The organism is Arthrobacter sp. PvP103, from assembly GCF_017833075.1.
Lineage (GTDB): Bacteria > Actinomycetota > Actinomycetes > Actinomycetales > Micrococcaceae > Arthrobacter.
The window spans coordinates 3360339-3377868 of record NZ_JAFIBQ010000001.1 but is presented as its reverse complement, the minus strand read 5'-3'; the positions used below and the strand labels follow the sequence as shown (position 1 = coordinate 3377868).

The 17530-nt window shown below is 67.1% G+C and carries 15 protein-coding genes; 9 read left to right on the top strand and 6 right to left on the bottom strand.

What is annotated here, in order from left to right; translation table 11 throughout:
- Positions 1-4: 4 nt before the first annotated feature.
- Entirely contained in the window at positions 5-577 is a 573-nt protein-coding gene (locus JOE41_RS15605) for a hypothetical protein (RefSeq protein WP_209752865.1), read from the bottom strand.
- A gap of 228 nt (positions 578-805) precedes the next feature.
- Between JOE41_RS15605 and JOE41_RS15600 the strand changes: the two genes are divergently transcribed.
- From JOE41_RS15600 to JOE41_RS15570, 7 genes are all read left to right on the top strand, one after another.
- A complete protein-coding gene (locus JOE41_RS15600) occupies positions 806-1711 on the top strand; it encodes an MSMEG_6728 family protein (protein WP_011690767.1) in 906 nt (301 codons plus the stop codon).
- 54 nt (positions 1712-1765) lie between these two features.
- Positions 1766-2671 (top strand): SDR family oxidoreductase, encoded by a 906-nt coding sequence (locus JOE41_RS15595; protein WP_209752864.1) that lies wholly within the window; start codon positions 1766-1768, stop codon positions 2669-2671.
- 43 nt (positions 2672-2714) lie between these two features.
- Positions 2715-3122: a DUF1622 domain-containing protein gene (locus tag JOE41_RS15590; protein WP_011690765.1), complete on the top strand. Its 408-nt coding sequence runs from the start codon at positions 2715-2717 to the stop codon at positions 3120-3122.
- Between the two features lie 41 nt (positions 3123-3163).
- Entirely contained in the window at positions 3164-3943 is a 780-nt protein-coding gene (locus JOE41_RS15585) for an isocitrate lyase/phosphoenolpyruvate mutase family protein (protein WP_209752863.1), read from the top strand.
- A 77-nt stretch (positions 3944-4020) separates the two neighbouring features.
- The gene (locus tag JOE41_RS15580) at positions 4021-4695 is read left to right on the top strand and encodes a DUF2071 domain-containing protein (RefSeq protein WP_245201169.1); all 675 of its coding nucleotides are present in this window, start codon (positions 4021-4023) and stop codon (positions 4693-4695) included.
- Positions 4696-4757: 62 nt separating this feature from the next.
- Positions 4758-6494 carry an HNH endonuclease signature motif containing protein gene (locus tag JOE41_RS15575; protein ID WP_209752862.1) on the top strand — a complete coding sequence of 579 codons (1737 nt, stop codon included), beginning with the start codon at positions 4758-4760 and terminating at the stop codon, positions 6492-6494.
- A gap of 230 nt (positions 6495-6724) precedes the next feature.
- On the top strand, positions 6725-7069 hold the full coding sequence (locus tag JOE41_RS15570) for a cupin domain-containing protein (protein ID WP_209752861.1): 345 nt from the start codon (positions 6725-6727) through the stop codon (positions 7067-7069).
- A 38-nt stretch (positions 7070-7107) separates the two neighbouring features.
- Here JOE41_RS15570 and JOE41_RS15565 read toward each other — a convergent pair whose 3' ends face one another.
- Both JOE41_RS15565 and JOE41_RS15560 read right to left on the bottom strand, forming a co-directional pair.
- Positions 7108-8937, bottom strand: coding sequence for a gamma-glutamyltransferase family protein (locus JOE41_RS15565; protein ID WP_209752860.1), 1830 nt, complete (start codon positions 8935-8937; stop codon positions 7108-7110).
- Between the two features lie 63 nt (positions 8938-9000).
- Complete coding sequence (locus tag JOE41_RS15560) at positions 9001-11565, bottom strand: Tex-like N-terminal domain-containing protein (RefSeq protein ID WP_374068723.1); 2565 nt, start codon at positions 11563-11565, stop codon at positions 9001-9003.
- Between the two features lie 142 nt (positions 11566-11707).
- Here JOE41_RS15560 and JOE41_RS15555 point away from each other — a divergent pair, with 142 nt between their 5' ends.
- Positions 11708-12004, top strand: coding sequence for a hypothetical protein (locus JOE41_RS15555; protein WP_011690759.1), 297 nt, complete (start codon positions 11708-11710; stop codon positions 12002-12004).
- A 45-nt stretch (positions 12005-12049) separates the two neighbouring features.
- On the opposite strand, the gene JOE41_RS15550 is transcribed toward JOE41_RS15555, so the two are convergent.
- Genes JOE41_RS15550 through JOE41_RS15540 form a run of 3 tightly spaced genes read right to left on the bottom strand, consistent with a single transcriptional unit; the run spans position 12050 to position 13597 of the window.
- Complete coding sequence (locus JOE41_RS15550; protein ID WP_209752859.1) at positions 12050-12439, bottom strand: hypothetical protein; 390 nt, start codon at positions 12437-12439, stop codon at positions 12050-12052.
- 32 nt (positions 12440-12471) lie between these two features.
- Positions 12472-13002: a nucleoside deaminase gene (locus JOE41_RS15545; protein ID WP_209752858.1), complete on the bottom strand. Its 531-nt coding sequence runs from the start codon at positions 13000-13002 to the stop codon at positions 12472-12474.
- Entirely contained in the window at positions 12992-13597 is a 606-nt protein-coding gene (locus JOE41_RS15540) for a heme-binding protein (RefSeq protein WP_209752857.1), read from the bottom strand. Before JOE41_RS15540 ends, JOE41_RS15545 begins: the two co-directional genes overlap by 11 nt.
- Positions 13598-13793: 196 nt before the next feature.
- Here JOE41_RS15540 and JOE41_RS15535 point away from each other — a divergent pair, with 196 nt between their 5' ends.
- A complete protein-coding gene (locus JOE41_RS15535; protein ID WP_209752856.1) occupies positions 13794-17504 on the top strand; it encodes a bifunctional RecB family nuclease/DEAD/DEAH box helicase in 3711 nt (1236 codons plus the stop codon).
- Positions 17505-17530 lie beyond the last annotated feature (26 nt).

Here is a 17530-nt window from a genome sequence, read left to right as displayed (position 1 = left end):
TAGTTCAGGCCGCCTGCGGCAGTTCCCGGACGATCCGGACCTTCCAGGCGGAGTCGTCGCTGGTGTCCAGAAGGGCCACAGTGCCGATGTGCAGGTGCAGGGCCACCCGCTTGGCTGCCAGGAGCTCCAGGTAAAGGTGCTCGTTCATGCGCGCCGGCGAATCGATCACGAACTTCACGGCATCGCGCACTTTGCGGTAGTTGTCGCTGCGTTCGCGGTGCAGATGCAGCTCCAGCGAGTGGCGCTGGCGCACCTTCGGCTCGTGCGCGTTGAGCCACGAAACCGCTGCGTGCACCCCAACCACAACGGCAAGGGACACGGCGTAGATCCACCATCCGGTGGACAGCAGGAACAAGGGGAGGTTGGCTATGGCCACCACCGCGATGAACAGGCGGAGGGCAACGATGCGCCGGAGTTTCAGTGCAACAGAGCCGAGGGCGGCGCGGAAACCATGTTGCTCCTTGCGGGCAGCTTCCGGGTCGATGGTGAATTCATCAAGCACCAGGACGCCCTTGGCTTCCGGGCTCAGCATTTGTCCGAACTTCGGCGTGAACGGAACTGCTTGGGTAAGTGTCATTTCGTGTCTTCCGGAGGGTGGCTGAGGCGGGATTTGATTGGGGTCATCTTAGTGAAATTGTGACCGTGTTGTCGCCCCCGTCTCAGCATACGGTCCAGTAGACTACGCCGCGCTGCTCTCAGGCCGCTCACAGCCTACCAGCGTTTGCCGCTGCAACGCCGCCACCTCAGCGGGGCGTGGCGGCCGCCGCCATTTGGTCTTGGACCCCGGCACCTCCACACTTGAAGGATGCAGACTTTCCTTCCCTACCCCGATTTCCAGCAGAGCGCCGCGGTCCTTGACCGCGTCCGGCTCGGCAAGCAGCGTGTCGAAGCGCTGCAGACACTGCGTGCGCTGGTGATCCCGGAGTACGGCTGGCAGTCGCACCCGGCCATCCGCATGTGGATGGGCTACGTCCCCGCACTGACCATGTACGGCCTGGCCATCGCTGATGAATGGATCGCCCGCGGCGGCGAGGACACCACCCGGGCAAAGATCGCCGAATTCGCGCCGCAGGCGGACCACGCGGCTTACAAGGCCAAAATCCCCATGCCGCCGTGGCTTGGCGAGCCTGACCTGCACCTCAGCCACCGCTCCCGGCTGCTGCAGAAGGAACCGCGCTTCTACAGCGAACTGTTCCCCGGAACGCCGGTGGACCTGGAGTATGTCTGGCCCGAACCCCGGCATGAGTTCCTTCCGGAAGATCCGGCCGGTGACCGGCTCTGGATCCTGCGTGCCCAGGTGGGAGACATTGCCCCGGACAAGCTCGACACCATCAGCCTGCCGGAGGTTGGCCGCGCCGCCAAGGCCGCCGCCCAGTCCGAAGAGTACGAGTTCGTCTACGCCGAGACCGACTCGCGCCGCCCGGCCAAAAACCCCAAGAAGCGGCCGCCCAAGCAATTGGTGAAGAAGCCCACGAAGAAACGCCAGCAGCAGGAAGAGGCCTTCCGGACCCTCCCCGGCAATTCCGCCATCGCTGTACCGTTCGACGGCGGCGCCACGTTCGCGATCGGCAAGGTCCAGGGGCGTCCCATCACCGTGGACGGCCGGTTCGCCCGGAACTTCCAGGTGACGGACGTCGTGGAACGCTCCTCGTTCGACTACCCAGCCCTGCTGCAGGATCCGCGCCTGTTCTTCCCGATTCCGGCGCCCTAGCCGTAGATCCCGAGCCTAGCCAAGGCTTCGCCGCCGCTCTGGCAGACTGGCCGTATGACTGTTCTTATGGCCGGCTGCGGCGATCTGGGTACCGAGGCCGGGCTGCGTTTCGCGGCCGCAGGCCACCGCGTGGTGGGCTGGCGGCGGTCGCCGGACAAGCTTCCGGCCGCCATCGAAGGTGTCGCGGCTGACTTGACCGTTCCGCCTCTGCCGCCGATCCCGGCGGACACCACCGCCGTCGTCATCGCGGTTGCGGCTGACTCCCCCACGGAAGAGGCTTACCGGGCCGCCTATGTGGACGGAGTGTCTAACGTTCTGGATGCGCTGGAACGCGGACGCGGGCATGACGGCGGCGCGGCGCCTTCGACGCTCCGGCGTGTGTTGTTCGTCTCCTCCACTGCCGTGTACGGCGACGCGGACGGCGGCTGGGTGGATGAGAGCACGGCGCCGGCGCCGGGCGGATTCTCCGGCCGCATCATCCGCGAGGCCGAGGACCTGCTGCACCGGCGCCTGCTCGGCACCGGGATCACCCCCGTGGTGCTTCGCTTGGGCGGCATTTACGGGCCGGGGCGGACCCGGCTGATCGATCAGGTCCGATCAGGAACTGCGGCGGCTCCGGCGGAACCGCGCTACACCAACCGCATCCACCGGGACGACGCCGCGGCGGCGATCGTGCACCTCTGCACCATGGCCGCCGAACCCGGACCCGTGTACCTCGGCGTGGACAACGATCCCGCGGAGCTCGGCGAGGTCCAGCGTTTCCTGGCCGACGAGCTGGGACTCCCTCGGCCGTCGTCGGACGCTCCGGATGGTGACGGTGGCGGCCGCGAACCGTCCCGCGGTGCCAACAAACGGTGCAGCAATGCCCTGCTCCGCGGCACCGGATTCGAGTTTGCCTACCCCTCATTCCGCGAGGGGTACCGCTCGATCCTCGCCGGCGAAGGCGTCCGGCACCCGTGATGGCGCTGCCCTTTTCCGTGTCCGAAGCCTTCTAGGGGGAACAGTGGATTTCCAGCACATTATCGAGACGGTGGGCAGGTTCATGGACTTTGCCGGCGTCGCCGTCATGGTGATCGGCGCCGTCGTCTCCATTCCCATGGCCCTCCGCGGATTCCAGCCGAAACGCCTGCCGCCGGGATCCGAACCCCTTTCCATGTACCGCTCCTACCGGCAGTTGCTGGGCCGTTCCATCCTGCTGGGCCTTGAACTCCTGGTCGCGGCGGACATCATCCGGACGGTCGCCGTGACGCCGACCTTCGAGAGCGTAGGTGTGCTGGCGATCATTGTGCTCATCCGCACCTTCCTCAGCTTCTCGCTGGAGCTCGAGATCACCGGCCGCTGGCCCTGGCAGAAACAGCCCGCCGGAGCGGCAGCCTCAGCCGGCGCGTCGGGCTCATCAGCGGAGGGCTGAAAGCCTTCTCCGCTGTCAGCGCCCTCGGTTAGGCTCGCAGCATGACTCACACCACCGCAGCAAAAGCCTCTGAACTTCTTCGCCTCCACCAGGCGCCGGAAATCCTGCAGGTCATCAACGTCTGGGACGCCATCACCGCCAAGGTTGCCACAGACGTCCCGGGCACCGCCGCGCTGGCCACGGCCAGCCACTCCATTGCGGCCTCGCTGGGTTATGAGGACGGCGAAAACATTCCGGCGGACCTCATGATCGAAGCGGCGGGGCGCATTGCCGCGTCCACCAGCCTTCCGGTCAGCGCGGACCTCGAGTCCGGCTACGGCAGCCCGGGCGAGACCATCCGGAAGGCGATCGGGGTGGGAATCGTCGGCGCCAACATCGAAGACCAGATGCGCCCGCTGGCCGACGCCGTTGCCCAGATGGCGGCCGCCGCTCAGGCGGGCCAGGCCGAAGGCATCGATTTCGTCCTCAACGCGCGCACCGATGCTTTCCTCAAGGGCAAGGACCGCGACCCCGCTGACGTCCTGGCCGACGCCATTGAACGAGGCCGCGCGTTCCTCGACGTGGGAGCAACCACCGTTTTCGTTCCCGGCTTACTGGACGAGCCCACCGTGGCCGCCCTCGTTGAAGGCATCGGCCGGAACAAGGTGTCCGTCATCAACGTTCCGGGATCGCTTGCCCCGGCAAAGCTCCAGGAACTGGGCGTGGCACGCATTTCCTACGGCCCCTGGACCCAGCGGGTTGCCCTGACGGCCTTTGCCGACGCCACCGCCGAGCTCCTGGCCGGGGGCGCGCTGCCCGAGGGAACACGGGCACTCAACTAGTGGCTCCCCCGGAGCTGCAGGGCCCGGGATTGCACGACCCGTGGCCGGAGCCGCCGGAGCTGCCCACCCCGGTGATCATGGACCAGCGGTGGACCGATGCAGTGTTCCTGCACTGGCGCATCCCCGAAGCGGCGGCGGCAGCGTTTATGCCGTCCGGGGTAGTCCCGGACGTTTTCGACGGCTCAGCTTGGGTGGGACTGATCGGTTTCCGCATGCAGGAAGCGGGCATCGGACGAGGCCCCGCAGTGCCGTTCTTCGGGGATTTCAACGAGGTCAACGTCCGGCTATATTCGCGGGAACCTGACGGCACCCGGGGCGTGGTGTTCCTCAGCCTGGACGCGGACCGGCTGGCCGTGGTCCTGGCCGCACGCGCGGCCGGCATTCCCTATGTGTGGTCGCACGCCCGGTTCCGTCCGGCCCGCCCCGGCAGCCCCTCCACAGGCTACTCGGTGCGGCGCTTCCGGCGCGGGGCCCGAAGCGACTTCGCAGTTGTACCGGCGCTCGACGACGTCGCGGCGGACCCGTTGTCCGTCCACCTCACGGCCAGGTTCGGCCTGCACTCCCGCTTCCGCGACCGCACGCTGTACATCCCAAACACCCATTCGCCCTGGCCGCTGTACCGGGCTGAGCTGACGGTCCTAGAGGACGGGTTGATCAGCGCCGCCGGGCTCGATGTGGCAGGTCCGCCCGAGTCCGTGCTGTTCTCCCCCGGCGTCCGGACCCAGTTTGGCCGGCCGCGGGTGCTTGGGTAGGAGGCGCAAGTGTCCGTTCGCGAAGCCGCTATTTTGTCGTAGGTCTTTGGCAGAGTTATGCCATGGAAGTTATGGGGGAACTTGCAGCAGCACGAGGGGCGTTGCGGTGGGCCAAAATGGACGCTGCCGCTGACGCTTCTGCTGCTTTCCCCGCGTCGGTGCGCGGTTTGCGAAGTGTTCCCTCCGGGCAGCAGCCGAAGCCGTTAGCGTTCGACGGCGGTGGTTCCTGTGGTCTGGCCCGGTGCCTTGAGCTGCTGGAGGCCATTAGTTCGACGGCGGTTGCCGACGCTGCGGGGATGCGCTTCCGGGAGGCTGCTGACTTCGCTTCCCGGGTCGAGGACATCTCCCGCGCCGCTGAATATTTGCAGGTGGTTGCTGCCGGGGCTGTGGACCGGTCCCGGCGGGAGGCTATTTCTGCTGCTGCACGGGCTGGTGCGGGCCGTGGCGCGGCGGTCGGCTGGACCACCGGGTGGGGCAACGAGACGGACCTCCACGGACCCCTCGGCTGGGCTGCCGGAACGGAGGCCCAGCCCGCGGACGCCGGAAGTGACGCGGCTGAAGGGATACCTGCGGCAACACCGAAGACGAACGATCCGGATCCGGCCGATGACGGGTGCCGGAACACTACCGAGTTCCTCCGTATGAGGTTGCGGATCGGTGCCGGCGAAGCCCGCCGCCGGCTCACCCTCGCCGAAGCCGTGTTGCCCCGGGCCGGGATCACCGGCCACCCCCAAGAACCGGAACGGCCCGACCTGGCCGCGGCCGTCGCGTCCGGGTCCGTGGGCTCCCGGTCCGCGACCATCATCACCCTCGCCCTGGACCGGGTCCGGCACCACGCCACCGAAGACACCACGGCCCGGATGGAACACGCCCTGACCCGCACCGCGGCAGAGCACGACACCGATTTCGTGACCCGCATCGCCCGGCAGTGGACAGAGGCGATCGACCAGGACGGCAGCGAACCCTCCGAGGAGGAACTCCGCCACCGGCAGGGCGTGTTCATCCGGAAACCCCGCCGCGGACTACAGCACGTGGAATTCTTCGCCACCCCGGACCAGTACGAACCCCTCCTGACCGTCATGAACACCGCCACCAACCCCCGCACCCAACCAGAAGCGGCTGAAGGCAACGACGGAACCCATGGTGGCGAGGGCGGCCTGGACCGGCGGACCCGGCCCCAGCAACTCCTGGACGGCCTCGTCAGCGCCGCCAAAACCGCCCTCGCCACCGGAAACCTCCCCGCCGCGGGCGGCCTGCGTCCCCAGGTCATGGTCACCATCGACTACCGCGACCTCCTGGACCGCTTGAACCGCCTCGACCAGAACAGCGACAGGCCAACCGGCACCGGAGGCATCCCCGGCACCCCAGTCACCCCGGGCACCGGGTCTTTCACGTTCACCGGGCCCGTCACGGCCGCCACGGTCCGGAAGATCGCTTGCGACGCGGACATCATCCCCGTCCTCCTCGGCAGCCAGGGCCGGATCCTGGACATCGGCCGCACCACGAGGATCTTCCCGCCCCACATCCGCAAAGCCCTCACCGCCCGCGACCAGGGCTGCGCCTTCCCGGGCTGCACCATCCCCGCCCCCTGGTGCGAAGCCCACCACATCACCTACTGGTCACACGGCGGAACCACCAGCACAGAGAACGGCACACTGCTCTGCTCCCATCACCACCACCTGATCCACAAAGAGCAATGGCACATCCAGGTCAAAACCGGGATCCCCTGGTTCATCCCGCCACCCCACATCGACCCACACCAACAACCGCAACGAAACAACTACTTCAGACTCGAGTGATGCTCCACCATGCCGGCCCGAAGTCCTTAGGACATGTCTCCCGCTAGTACTTCCCTTGGGTTTTTGGGCGAGGGACTGTTCGTCGGCCCGGAGTCCTGTTAATTTCCTAATGTGAGGACGAAGGGGACGGGCTGGAGGGGCGGCGCAAGCCGGTACGGCCGATGACGGTCCGGCGTGGACCACCAGCAACAAAGCACGGACGTACAGAGACTTACAGAAAAGAGAGCACCATGAGCAACGAACAGGTGTCACCTGAGACGAAAGGCGTCACGGTGGAGTTACTTTCAACGGTTGACCTTGCCTCCGAGATCGAGGGCATGGAAGGACGCCAGCTTCGAACTCGAATGGTGACCATCGAGCCCGGCGGCGTCTTCGGCCCGGTTCACGACCACGTAGGCCGGCCCGGCACGGTCTACATCCTGCAGGGAACGATCACTGACCATCGAAACGGAGTCGCCACGGACTACGGGCCGGGAGTCGGATGGCCCGAGGATCGGAACACGACCCACTGGCTCGAGAACAGGGGAACGGTTCCGGCGGTGGAGATCTCGGTCGATATCGTCAGGAAGGACTAAATCGCGGCTCGAGCGGTCATTCGTTAGGGCGGAAGCCCCTACCGCCCTGCCGCGTACCCCTGCGCGCCGCGCGGGTTCGCCGCGGCCTGCAGGACGCCCGTCAGGGGATCACGGACGACGGCGGACAACCGTCCCAGCGTCCAGTCACCGGCCCACGTTATCCGGTGGCCGCGGCGTTCCAGGCCTGCAATGACGTCCTCCCCCAGCCTGCCCTCCACCACTGCCCCGCCGGGCTCCCAGGTGCGGGGCCAGAACGACCCCGGCATCGACGTCGTATGGAACGTCGGGGCGTCGATGGCCTGTTGCGGAGTGTAGCCGCCCACTATGGTCCGCAGCAGGTACGGGAGCTGCCACTGGTCCTGCTGGTCGCCGCCGGGCGAGCCCAGCGCTGTTACAGCCGTGCCGTTGCGCAGCACAAGGGTGGGCGTCAGGGTGGTGCGGGGACGCTTCCCGGGGGTCAGCGTGGACGGTGTTCCAGGTTCGAGCCAGGTCATCTGCAGCCGGGTTCCCAGGCAGAAACCCAGCTCGGGGATCGCCGGGGAAGACTGCAGCCAGCCGCCGGAAGGAGTCGCCGAGATCATGTTGCCCCACCGGTCCACCACGTCGATGTGGCACGTGTCGCCGCGCGTCTCGCCGGTTGCCAGTACCGTCGGTTCACCCACGCCGGCGCCAGCAGTCCCGCGAAGGGCCGGCCCGTCGTCGTTCGCGCGCGCCGGCGGCACGTACTCGGTCCGCAACGGCGGGACAAACGGTTCGTATCCCGGAACCCGGCCCGGCCGGAACTCATGCGATGCCCGCTCCATGATCATTTGCCGTCGCTCGGCGGCGTAGCCGGCGGACAGCAGGTGGTCGAGCGGCACGTCAGTGTCGCCGTAGTAGGCCTCCCGGTCGGCGAGCGCCAATTTCTGGGCTTCCAGGATGGTGTGCACGCCCAGTTCGGTGGACGGATCAAGGTACTCGTCCGCGAAACCGTCAAGGATCGCAAGGGTCTGCAGGAGCGCCGGACCCTGGCCCCACGGACCCGTCTTGGCGATGGTGTGTCCCCTGAACTCAACAGTGGCTGCGGCTTCGTAGCCCGCTTCGAATCCCCCGACGTCATCCATTGCCAGCACTCCGCGGTGGTCAGTCCCGGACGAATGGCGGTGCGGCGTCTGCACGGACTGCACCATGGCCTCCGCTACAAAGCCCCCGCGCCATTCCCGGCGTGCAGCGTCGATACGCGCCTCCCGCGTGGACCCCGCGGCTCCCGCCTCCACCAGCCGTTCAAGGGTGCGCGCGTACGCCGGATTCCGGACCAGTTCCCCCTCAGAGGGGATTCTGCCCCCGGGCATCCACAGCTCGGCCGAAGTGGGCCAGTGCTCTGTGAACAGCTCCGAAACTGACGCGATGGTTGCGCCGACCCTTCCCAGCATCGGGTGGCCATCGCGCGCATATCCGACCGCATACTCGAGCACCGCCTGCAACTCCCACGTTCCGTGGTCGCGCAGCAGGAGGAGCCAGGCGTCGACGGCGGCAGGCACTGCCGCCGCCAGGGCTCCTGAACCCGGTACCAGCTCCAGGCCTTCCGAGCGATAATGCCCGGGCGTCGCTCCGGCGGGGGCCGGCCCCTGACCCATCAGGACCACCGGTTTGCCTGGTTCCCCGGCCGTGACAAACACTCCGGTCATGTCCCCGCCCGGACCGTTCAGGTGCGGCTCGACCACGTGGAGGACAAACGCCCCGGCGGTGGCGGCGTCGAACGCGTTTCCGCCTCGTTCCAGCACGGACTGGGCGGTTGCGGTGGCGAGCCAGTGCGTGGAGGCACTCATTCCGAAGGTTCCCCGGAGGGTGGGGCGCGTGGTGAACGGATCGGGCCGGGTGAAAGTCATGGGGACCACTGTAACCACAGCCGGGCGCGGTGTGACGGATTAGCAGCGGCGCCGGGTTGGCGGTTACTTGCCCAGGCCGGCCTTCCGCAGTGCCTCAGCCATGGCGGTGTTGACCGGTGCGGGCTTGGGCGGGGGCGTCCGCTTGGCTTCGGAACGGCCGTTCCGCGGCTGGTTTCCGTCACTCCCCGCCTGGCGGCCCTCACTCCCCTGCCGGGGTGCGGCGGGTGCCTGCCGGGATGCGCCGCTCCCCTGCCGCCCGGAAGCAGCGGGCCGGGCGCCAGAACCAGCGGGCCGGGCGCCGGCGGCAGCCGTGCGGCCACCGACAGGTGCCGGTTCGTCGTCGAGCCTCAGCGTCAGCGAAATTCGCTTCCGCTCCGGGTCGGCCTCAAGAACCTTCACCCGCACCACCTGGCCGGACTTCACCACTTCGCGCGGATCGGAGACGAAGCGGTTAGCCAGCGCGGAAACGTGCACCAGTCCGTCCTGGTGCACCCCGACATCCACGAACGCCCCGAATGCGGCCACGTTGGTGACGGTTCCCTCCAGGATCATCCCGGGACGGAGGTCTGAGATCTTCTCGATCCCTTCCGAGAACTTGGCGGCCGCAAACGCCGGCCGCGGGTCACGGCCGGGCTTTTCCAGCTCGGAAATGATGTCCTGCACCGTGGGAAGTCCGAAGGCGCCCTCCACGAAATCCTGCGGGTTGAGCGACGCGAGGCTGCCCGCACCGGAACCGCTCAGACCTGCCTTCCCGGCAGTTGACTTTCCGCCTGCTGCGGCGAGGATCTTCCGCGCCACCGGGTAGGCCTCCGGGTGCACGCTGGACGCGTCCAGCGGCTCTGCTCCGCCGGTGATCCGCAGGAAGCCCGCGCACTGTTCGAACGCCTTGGCACCCAGCCGGGGCACTTTCTTCAGCTCGCTGCGCTTGGCGAATGGTCCGTGCTCGTTCCGGTACGCCACGATGTTCTCGCTCAGCAGGGGTCCGACGCCGGCCACCCGGCTCAGCAGGGCGGGCGACGCCGTGTTCACGTCCACGCCGACGGCGTTCACGCAGTCCTCCACCACGGCGTCCAGGCTGCGGTCCAGCTTCGCGGCCGTGACGTCGTGCTGGTACTGTCCGACGCCGATCGACTTCGGCTCGATCTTAACCAGCTCGGCGAGCGGATCCTGCAGGCGCCGGGCGATGGACACCGCGCCGCGCAGGGAGACGTCCATGCCGGGTAGCTCGGCCGCGGCAAGCGCCGACGCTGAATACACCGAGGCGCCGGCTTCGGATACCACGAGCTTTTCCGGCGCCCGGTTTCCGGCGCCGGCCTGCGCCGGAGCCGACTCCGCGGACAGCTTCTTAATCAGCTCGAGGGCAAGCTTGTCGGTCTCGCGTGAGGCCGTCCCGTTGCCGATCGCCACCAGTTCGACGGCGTGCTGCCGCGCCAGCCGCACGAGCGTTGCCATGGCCTCATCCCACTTCCGCGCCGGGGCGTGCGGGTACACGGTGTCAGTGGCAACTACCTTGCCCGTCCCGTCCACCACGGCCACCTTCACGCCGGTGCGCAGGCCCGGGTCGAGTCCGAGGGTGGCACGGTTGCCCGCGGGGGCCGCCAGCAGCACGTCGCGGAGGTTGGCGGCGAAAACCCGCACCGCCTCGTCCTCGGCTGCGGCGAACATCCGCCCGCGCAGATCGGCGGTCAGCCGGGCCAGCACCCGCGACCGCCACGCCACCTGCGCGGTCTGCAGCAGCCACTCATCGGCGGGCCGGCCGCGGTCCGCAACCCCGAGGAACCTGGCCACGGCGGATTCGTACCGTCCGCGGGCGGCGGCCAGGGCGTCGTCGTCGTTCGGTTCAGCCTCGGCGAGGTCCAGCTCCAGCACCCCGTCTTTTTCCCCGCGGAGCAGCGCCAGGACGCGGTGCGACGGCATCCCGGACGGCACCTGCGAAAACTCGAAGTAGTCCTTGAACTTCTGTCCTTCGACCTCCTGGCCCTTCTTCACGCGGGACACCATGCGGCCCTGCGTCCAGAGCCGTTCGCGCAGAGTCGCGGCCAGGTCAGGGTCCTGCGCCACGCGCTCCACCAGTATGGACCGGGCGCCGGCGAGTGCTGCCGCGGCGTCGTCGATGGAATGTTCAACGTTCAGGTACTTGGCGGCCTCGCGCTCAGGGTCCAGTTCCGGCCGCTTAAGCAGTATGTCGGCGAGCGGCTCGAGGCCCGCCTCACGGGCGATCTGCGCTTTGGTGCGGCGCTTGGTTTTGAAGGGAAGGTAAATGTCTTCCAGGCGGGATTTGGTATCGGCGCCGACGACGGCGGCCTGCAGTTCCGGTGTCAGCTTGCCTTGCGCGGCTATCGCCTCAAGGACCGTCCGACGGCGGTCCTCCAGTTCGCGGAGGTACCGGAGCCGCTCCTCGAGCTCGCGGAGCTGGGTGTCGTCCAAGGTCCCGGTGGCTTCCTTGCGGTACCGGGCGATGAACGGAACGGTCGAACCGCCGTCGAGGAGGTCCACCGCAGCTTTCACCTGCCACGCCTTGACGCCGAGTTCGTCAGCGATCTGGGCCGCGATGTGGTCTGCCATGGAGTCAGCAGTCTTGGCGGGGGACGGGGAAGGACGCTGCGGGATGTGGTTCACCCAGAACATTTTGCCTTACCGGAACCGACACTGTGCGGCAGCGTCATCCCGGACCTGCTCCGAACCGGCCAAAACTGGGGCTATCCACAAGGGGAAAGAAGTGATGTAGTGGCAGTTGGGGGAGCCCGGCGATCTACGGAGGCGGTCCACGATGCAGGAGTTGCTCATCATCCTTCAGGGCGGCTTTAAGGAGGACAACGTCACGGTTTTCGTCAACGGCAAACAGGCGAGGCGCGACACCGAGCTCTCCACCAATCCGCTGCTTGGCATAGCGGAGGAGGTCGCGATCGAGCTACCGGCGCGCGGGGCCACCATCGGCGTTGACGTCACCAGCCGGGGCCTGTCCGGGGGCGTGAAACTCAGTGGCAAACCCAAGAGCCTCCTGGTGTCCATCGAAAACGGCAAACTGCTGGTGCGTGAAGGCACCGGCCGGGAGGCCTTCCTATAAACGAGGGCTGCCGTGGCTGCAGTCCCTCGACAGCGAAGGTGTCGATCAGCGGGCGGCCCGCCCGGTCAGCAAAACCGCCTGCCCCCGCGCCCTCGCGGCGAGGAAGTTCCGCCGGTGCAGCGCGACCGCCAGGAGAATCAGCGGCACGTGAATGGCCGGGAGGTTCCTCGCGAACCACTTGGGCAAGTAGATATCCGTCACCGAGCCGGTCTCGTCGCCAAGCTTCCTGGCCACGGCGGTCAGCGGGCAGTGGAACCCGTAGGCGGCAAAAATGAGCGTCTCACCGGCCACAACGGACGCAGCCACCCCGGCACGCCTGTCCGTGCGCCCGCGGATTCCCGCGTACAAGAGGTAGACCATGCAGGCTTCGATCAGGAACCAGGCCAGCGTGTGAAACGATTTCACTGCCATCAGGGCCATGCGGTCTCGGTCCATGTCTCCGCCTCTTACCGGAATTCCGTCTCGCCCTATTTCCCCGGAACGCGGGCAGCGTCCGCGGGCGCGTCCTCGGCGATGTCCTCGGCCCACAGTTCCGGGTAGTCGCGTTGGAACGTGAGCATCATGTCCACGCAGCGCTGGTCGTCCAACACCAGCACTTCAACACCCCGCGAGCGCAGGAGCTCGAATTCGCCAGGGAACGTCCTGGCCTCCCCCACCACCACCCGCGGAATCTTGAACTGGATGATCGTCCCGGTGCACATCGCGCACGGCGCCAGGGTGGTGTACAGCGTCGTGTCGCGGTAACTCTTCTGGCGCCCGGCAGCACGGAGCGCGGCCATCTCGCCATGGGCGATGGGATCTCCATGCTGTACCCGCTCGTTGTGGCCGCTGGCGATCAGCTCGTTCCCCCTCGCGAGGGCGGCCCCGATGGGGATGCCGCCTTCACTGAGGCTCTGCTGCGCTGCCCGGACAGCTGCTTCGAAGGCTGCCTCATCGTAGGTGGCACCGGCTGAGGCGGCTGCCCCGGTGGCGGTGTGGTCACCTGGTTTATTGCTCATGCGGCCCTCCCCTGTGGCCGGCAAGTCCCGCCGACTCCTCGATATCCTGGACCACTTCATTTTTCCTGAGGAACCAGGGTTTGAACGGCGGGTCGAAGCGTGCGAACCGCGGCGCTCCGACTGGCTTGAGGCCGGCTTGAGCCAGGGCTTCCTGCAGGACACTGTTCCGCTTCTCGAACGCAGCTTCGGTCCCCCTGCCGGAAAATCCCAGAACGGCGGCCACCGAGCCGGGCACGGCCCGGATTTCCACTTGTGGATTATTCGGAACGGGAGCTGTTGCTGCTGTGATGCTGGCGGGAAGAACGAACGCAACAACGAATTCACTGTCGCCGAGGGCACCGCTCTGGACCACCGGCGTCGTCATTGCCAGTTTCCGCGATGGTGCAGGACTTTGCAGGACCGGGGCGGTCATGGACACGGACTCGCGTGCGGTGTTGTTGCCGCTGATGTATCCGAAAAGAAGCCGAAAAGCGGCGTTACCGGCGCTGTCAAAGGGCGCCTTCACCTTCACTTCGGCGACAGCGTGCGCAGGGTAACGGCGCACTTCAAAATCCGGAAACCGTTGGACGACGTCAAAAGGCTGCTGTTCAGTCATGTTCCTCAGACCTTACGCCGACCGTGCCTGCCCGGGCCAGAGGCTGGCGGCAGCGGCCGAGCCGATCGGGCACAGCCCAAGCCAAATTGTCGGGGCGCTTTGATAGCTTGGCAATAGGACATCAACGGCAAGCCAGCGGCAACACACAACAATCGTCACCAACAACCGGCACCAACATCTACGGCAATGAGGCGCAGTGTTTCTTCTTGAACCGGAAGTACCGGACCTGGCGCAGGACCTCGTCTACTCCGCGAGCGATCTGGTGATCGCTGCAACGTGTGAGTATCAGTTGCTGCGCAAACTGGACGAAAAACTGGGCCGCTCCCCCAAAGCCGAGTTCGAGCCCGACGAGATGCTGGCGCGCACAGCGAAACTCGGGGACGTTCACGAGCACAAAGTCCTGGACAATTTCCTTGACGAATTCGGGCCGTGGGATCCCGTCACCGGCCGCGGCGTGTACGACGTCGCGGCAGCCACCGCCATGGACCGCGCCACCCTGCAGGCCAAGCATGCCGAATCCATCGACGCGCTGCGGGCCGGGGCGGACGTTGTTTTCCAGGCCGCCTTCTTCGACGGCCTCTTCCACGGCCGTTCCGACTTCCTGGTCAAACAGGACGACGGCAGATACGCCGTGTACGACACCAAACTGGCGCGCCATGCCAAAGTGACGGCGCTGCTCCAGCTTGCCGCTTACGGAGACCAGCTGCTTCACGCCGGAATCGAACCTGCCCCCGCCGTCACCCTGATCCTGGGTGCCACAGAAGAAACGGCCGGCGGCGGCTTCGACTATGTCCGGAGCAGCCACAAGCTGGCGGACATCCTCCCCGTCTTCCGCGAGCGGCGGGACAGGTTCCTGGCCCTCACGGCCGGCCATCGGAACCAGCCCGACACCGTCGGCTGGGGCACGCCCGGTGTTGTTGCCTGCGGCCGCTGCGACTACTGCCAGGAACAGGTCAAAGCTACGGACGATCTCCTCCTGGTGGCGCGGATGAACTCGGCGCAGCGAAAAAAACTACACGAGCAGGGGATTTTCACCGTCAAGCAGTTGGCCGACGCAACGTTGCCCGGCGCCAGCGCCTCCCTGTTGCGGATGCAGGACCAGGCCCGGATGCAGAGCAACGCGGGGACGGCAGAGGGGTCCGTCAGCTACGTCAAGGACGGCGAACAGCACAGCATCAGCTACCGGGTCATCCCGGAACACACCCTGGCAGAACTGCCCCCGCCGAGCCCCGGAGACATCTTCTTCGACTTCGAAGGGGATCCGCTGTGGCAGGACAGCGCCACCGGGATATGGGGCCTGGAGTATTTGTTCGGGGTTATTGAAGCCCCCACGGAACCGGGCCGCCGGACCGTGTTTAAACCGTTTTGGGCGCACAACCGCGCTGCTGAAAAGCAGGCCTTCCTCGATTTCCTGGACTACGTGGAGAACAGGCGGCGCCGGTACCCTGACATGCACGTGTACCACTACGCCGCCTACGAAAAGACCGCCCTCCGCAAACTCTCTGTCATGCATGTCGCGGGAGAGGACACCGTGGACACGTGGCTGCGGGACGGGCTCCTCGTGGACCTGTACCAGACCGTGCGGAACAGCATCCGGATCTCCGAGAACTCGTACAGCATCAAGAAACTCGAGCCGCTCTACATGGGCAGCAACCTCCGCTCCGGTGACGTGAAGGACGCGGGGGCCTCGGTGGTGGCGTATGCAGATTACTGCGAGGCGCGTGACGCCGGTCTTGCCGATGACGCAGCGGCCATCCTTGCCGGCATCTCGGACTATAACGAATACGACTGTCTCTCCACGCTGGAGCTCCGCGACTGGCTGCTGCGGTTGGCCGCCGAGCGCGGAATCGGCGCAGCGCCTGAAGCACAGCCGGGCGCCTTCGGCGGGGGCGGACGCGGCAGCACAACGGAAAGCGGGACGGCCGGAAATTTGGGACCTGGAGGAAATTTAGGCAGGGCGGCACCTGATTCCAGCGACGGCGCCGCGCTCCGGCGTTCCGAACTCGCCATCAGGGCTTTCCTGGACCGGGCGGCGGAATTCCGCACCTCCGGTAAGGAGTTCGGCAGCCCGGAGGCCGACGTTCAAGCGGTCGCCATGGTGGAGGCGGCCGTCAGCTACCACCGCCGTGAGCGCAAGGCCTTTTGGTGGGCCCACTTTGACCGCTGCGAGAGCGGACCTGACACCCACCAGCAGGACCGCAATGTCTTCCTCGTCGAGGAGGCCCGCATCCTCGACGACTGGCACAAGGTAGGCACCAGGCTCCCCGAGCGCAGGGTACAGCTGACCGGCACAGTCAGCGCCGGCTCGGACCTCCGGGAAGGCAGCAAATGGTTCCGGATGTATGACCGTCCATTGCCCGCGGGGCTCGAGGGCACCGGCAGCGACGGCTCGGGCCGTAACGGGTGGTTCGGGACCGAGGTCCTGGAGCTCGGCCACGAGGACGGCAGGGATACCGTGGTGATCCGGGACCGGCTGCACCGGAAGATCGAACCGCATAACAGCATGCCCATCGCGCTCACCGAGGACCAGCCTGTTGCCACCAAGAGCCTGGAGGAGGCGCTGGCCCTGCTGGCTGACCAGGTCGCCGCCGGCCTTCCCGACGCTTCCGCGGAGCCTCCGGGAGAGCCTGTCTTCCGGAAGCACCCGGCATTGGACCTGGTGCGCCGGGTTCCGCCGCGGCTGGTGACAAGCGGACCCCTCCCCGAGCCTGCGGGCGGCGCGGACCGCTTCATCGACGCGATCACGGCAGCCGTCGCGGCCCTCGACCACTCGTACCTCGCGGTCCAGGGACCGCCAGGCACCGGCAAGACGCACGTCGGTTCACATGTCATTGCGCGGCTCGTGGCCCGGGGCTGGAAGGTGGGCGTCGTCGCCCAGTCGCACGCGGTGGTGGAGAACCTCCTCTGCACCGCCGTGGAAAAAGCGGGAGTGGACCCACGGAGGGTTGCCAAGGACGTCAAGCACGACGGTTCCCTGCCGTGGGACCACCGGGCTGCCGCCGACGTGGACCGGCTGCTCAGTTCTCCGGGCGGCGCCCTGGTGGGTGGCACGGCCTGGACCATGACAGGCTCCACCGTTCCTGCCGGGTCCCTGGATCTTCTGGTGATCGACGAGGCCGGGCAGTTCTCCCTCGCCAACACACTGGCTGTCGCCCAGGCAAGCCCGCGGCTGCTGTTGCTCGGCGATCCGCAGCAGCTTCCCCAGGTCAGCCAGGGCACCCACCCGGAGCCGGTCAACGAGTCCGCCCTGGGCTGGATCTCTGCGGGGCATGCCACACTTCCGCCGGAGCTCGGCTATTTCCTGGCGGACACGTGGCGCATGGCGTCGCCGCTGTGCGCTGCCGTTTCGGAGCTTTCCTACGAGGGCAGGCTGCAATCCGCCGGCGCCGCCGACCTGCGGTTCCTGGCGGGCGTCCCTGCCGGAATCGAAACCGTGTTGGTTGCGCACAGCGGGAACATCACGTCGTCCCCGGAGGAAGCCGCTGAAGTGGTGCACCAGGTCGGCAGGCACCTGGGCCTGACCTGGCACGATGAAACCGGGGACCGCCCGCTGGGGCCGGAGGACATCCTGGTGGTTGCGGCCTACAACGCGCAGGTGAACCTGATCAGGGACGCCCTCGACGCCGCCGGCCACCTGGCGGTCCGCGTGGGCACCGTGGACAAGTTCCAGGGCCAGGAGGCTGCTGTGGTGATTGTATCCATGGCCTGTTCGGCAGTGGCCGAGGCTCCGCGGGGCATGGAATTCCTGCTCTCCCGGAACCGGATCAACGTGGCGGTGTCCCGCGGCAAATGGCGCGCCGTAGTGGTGCGGGCACCGGAACTGACCAACTACCTGCCCGCACATCCCGAAGGCCTCGAACAGCTGGGCGGATTCATCGGGCTCTGCCAGCGGTCAGTGACAGGGTAGGGACCATCAGCAGTGTCTCCCCCAGC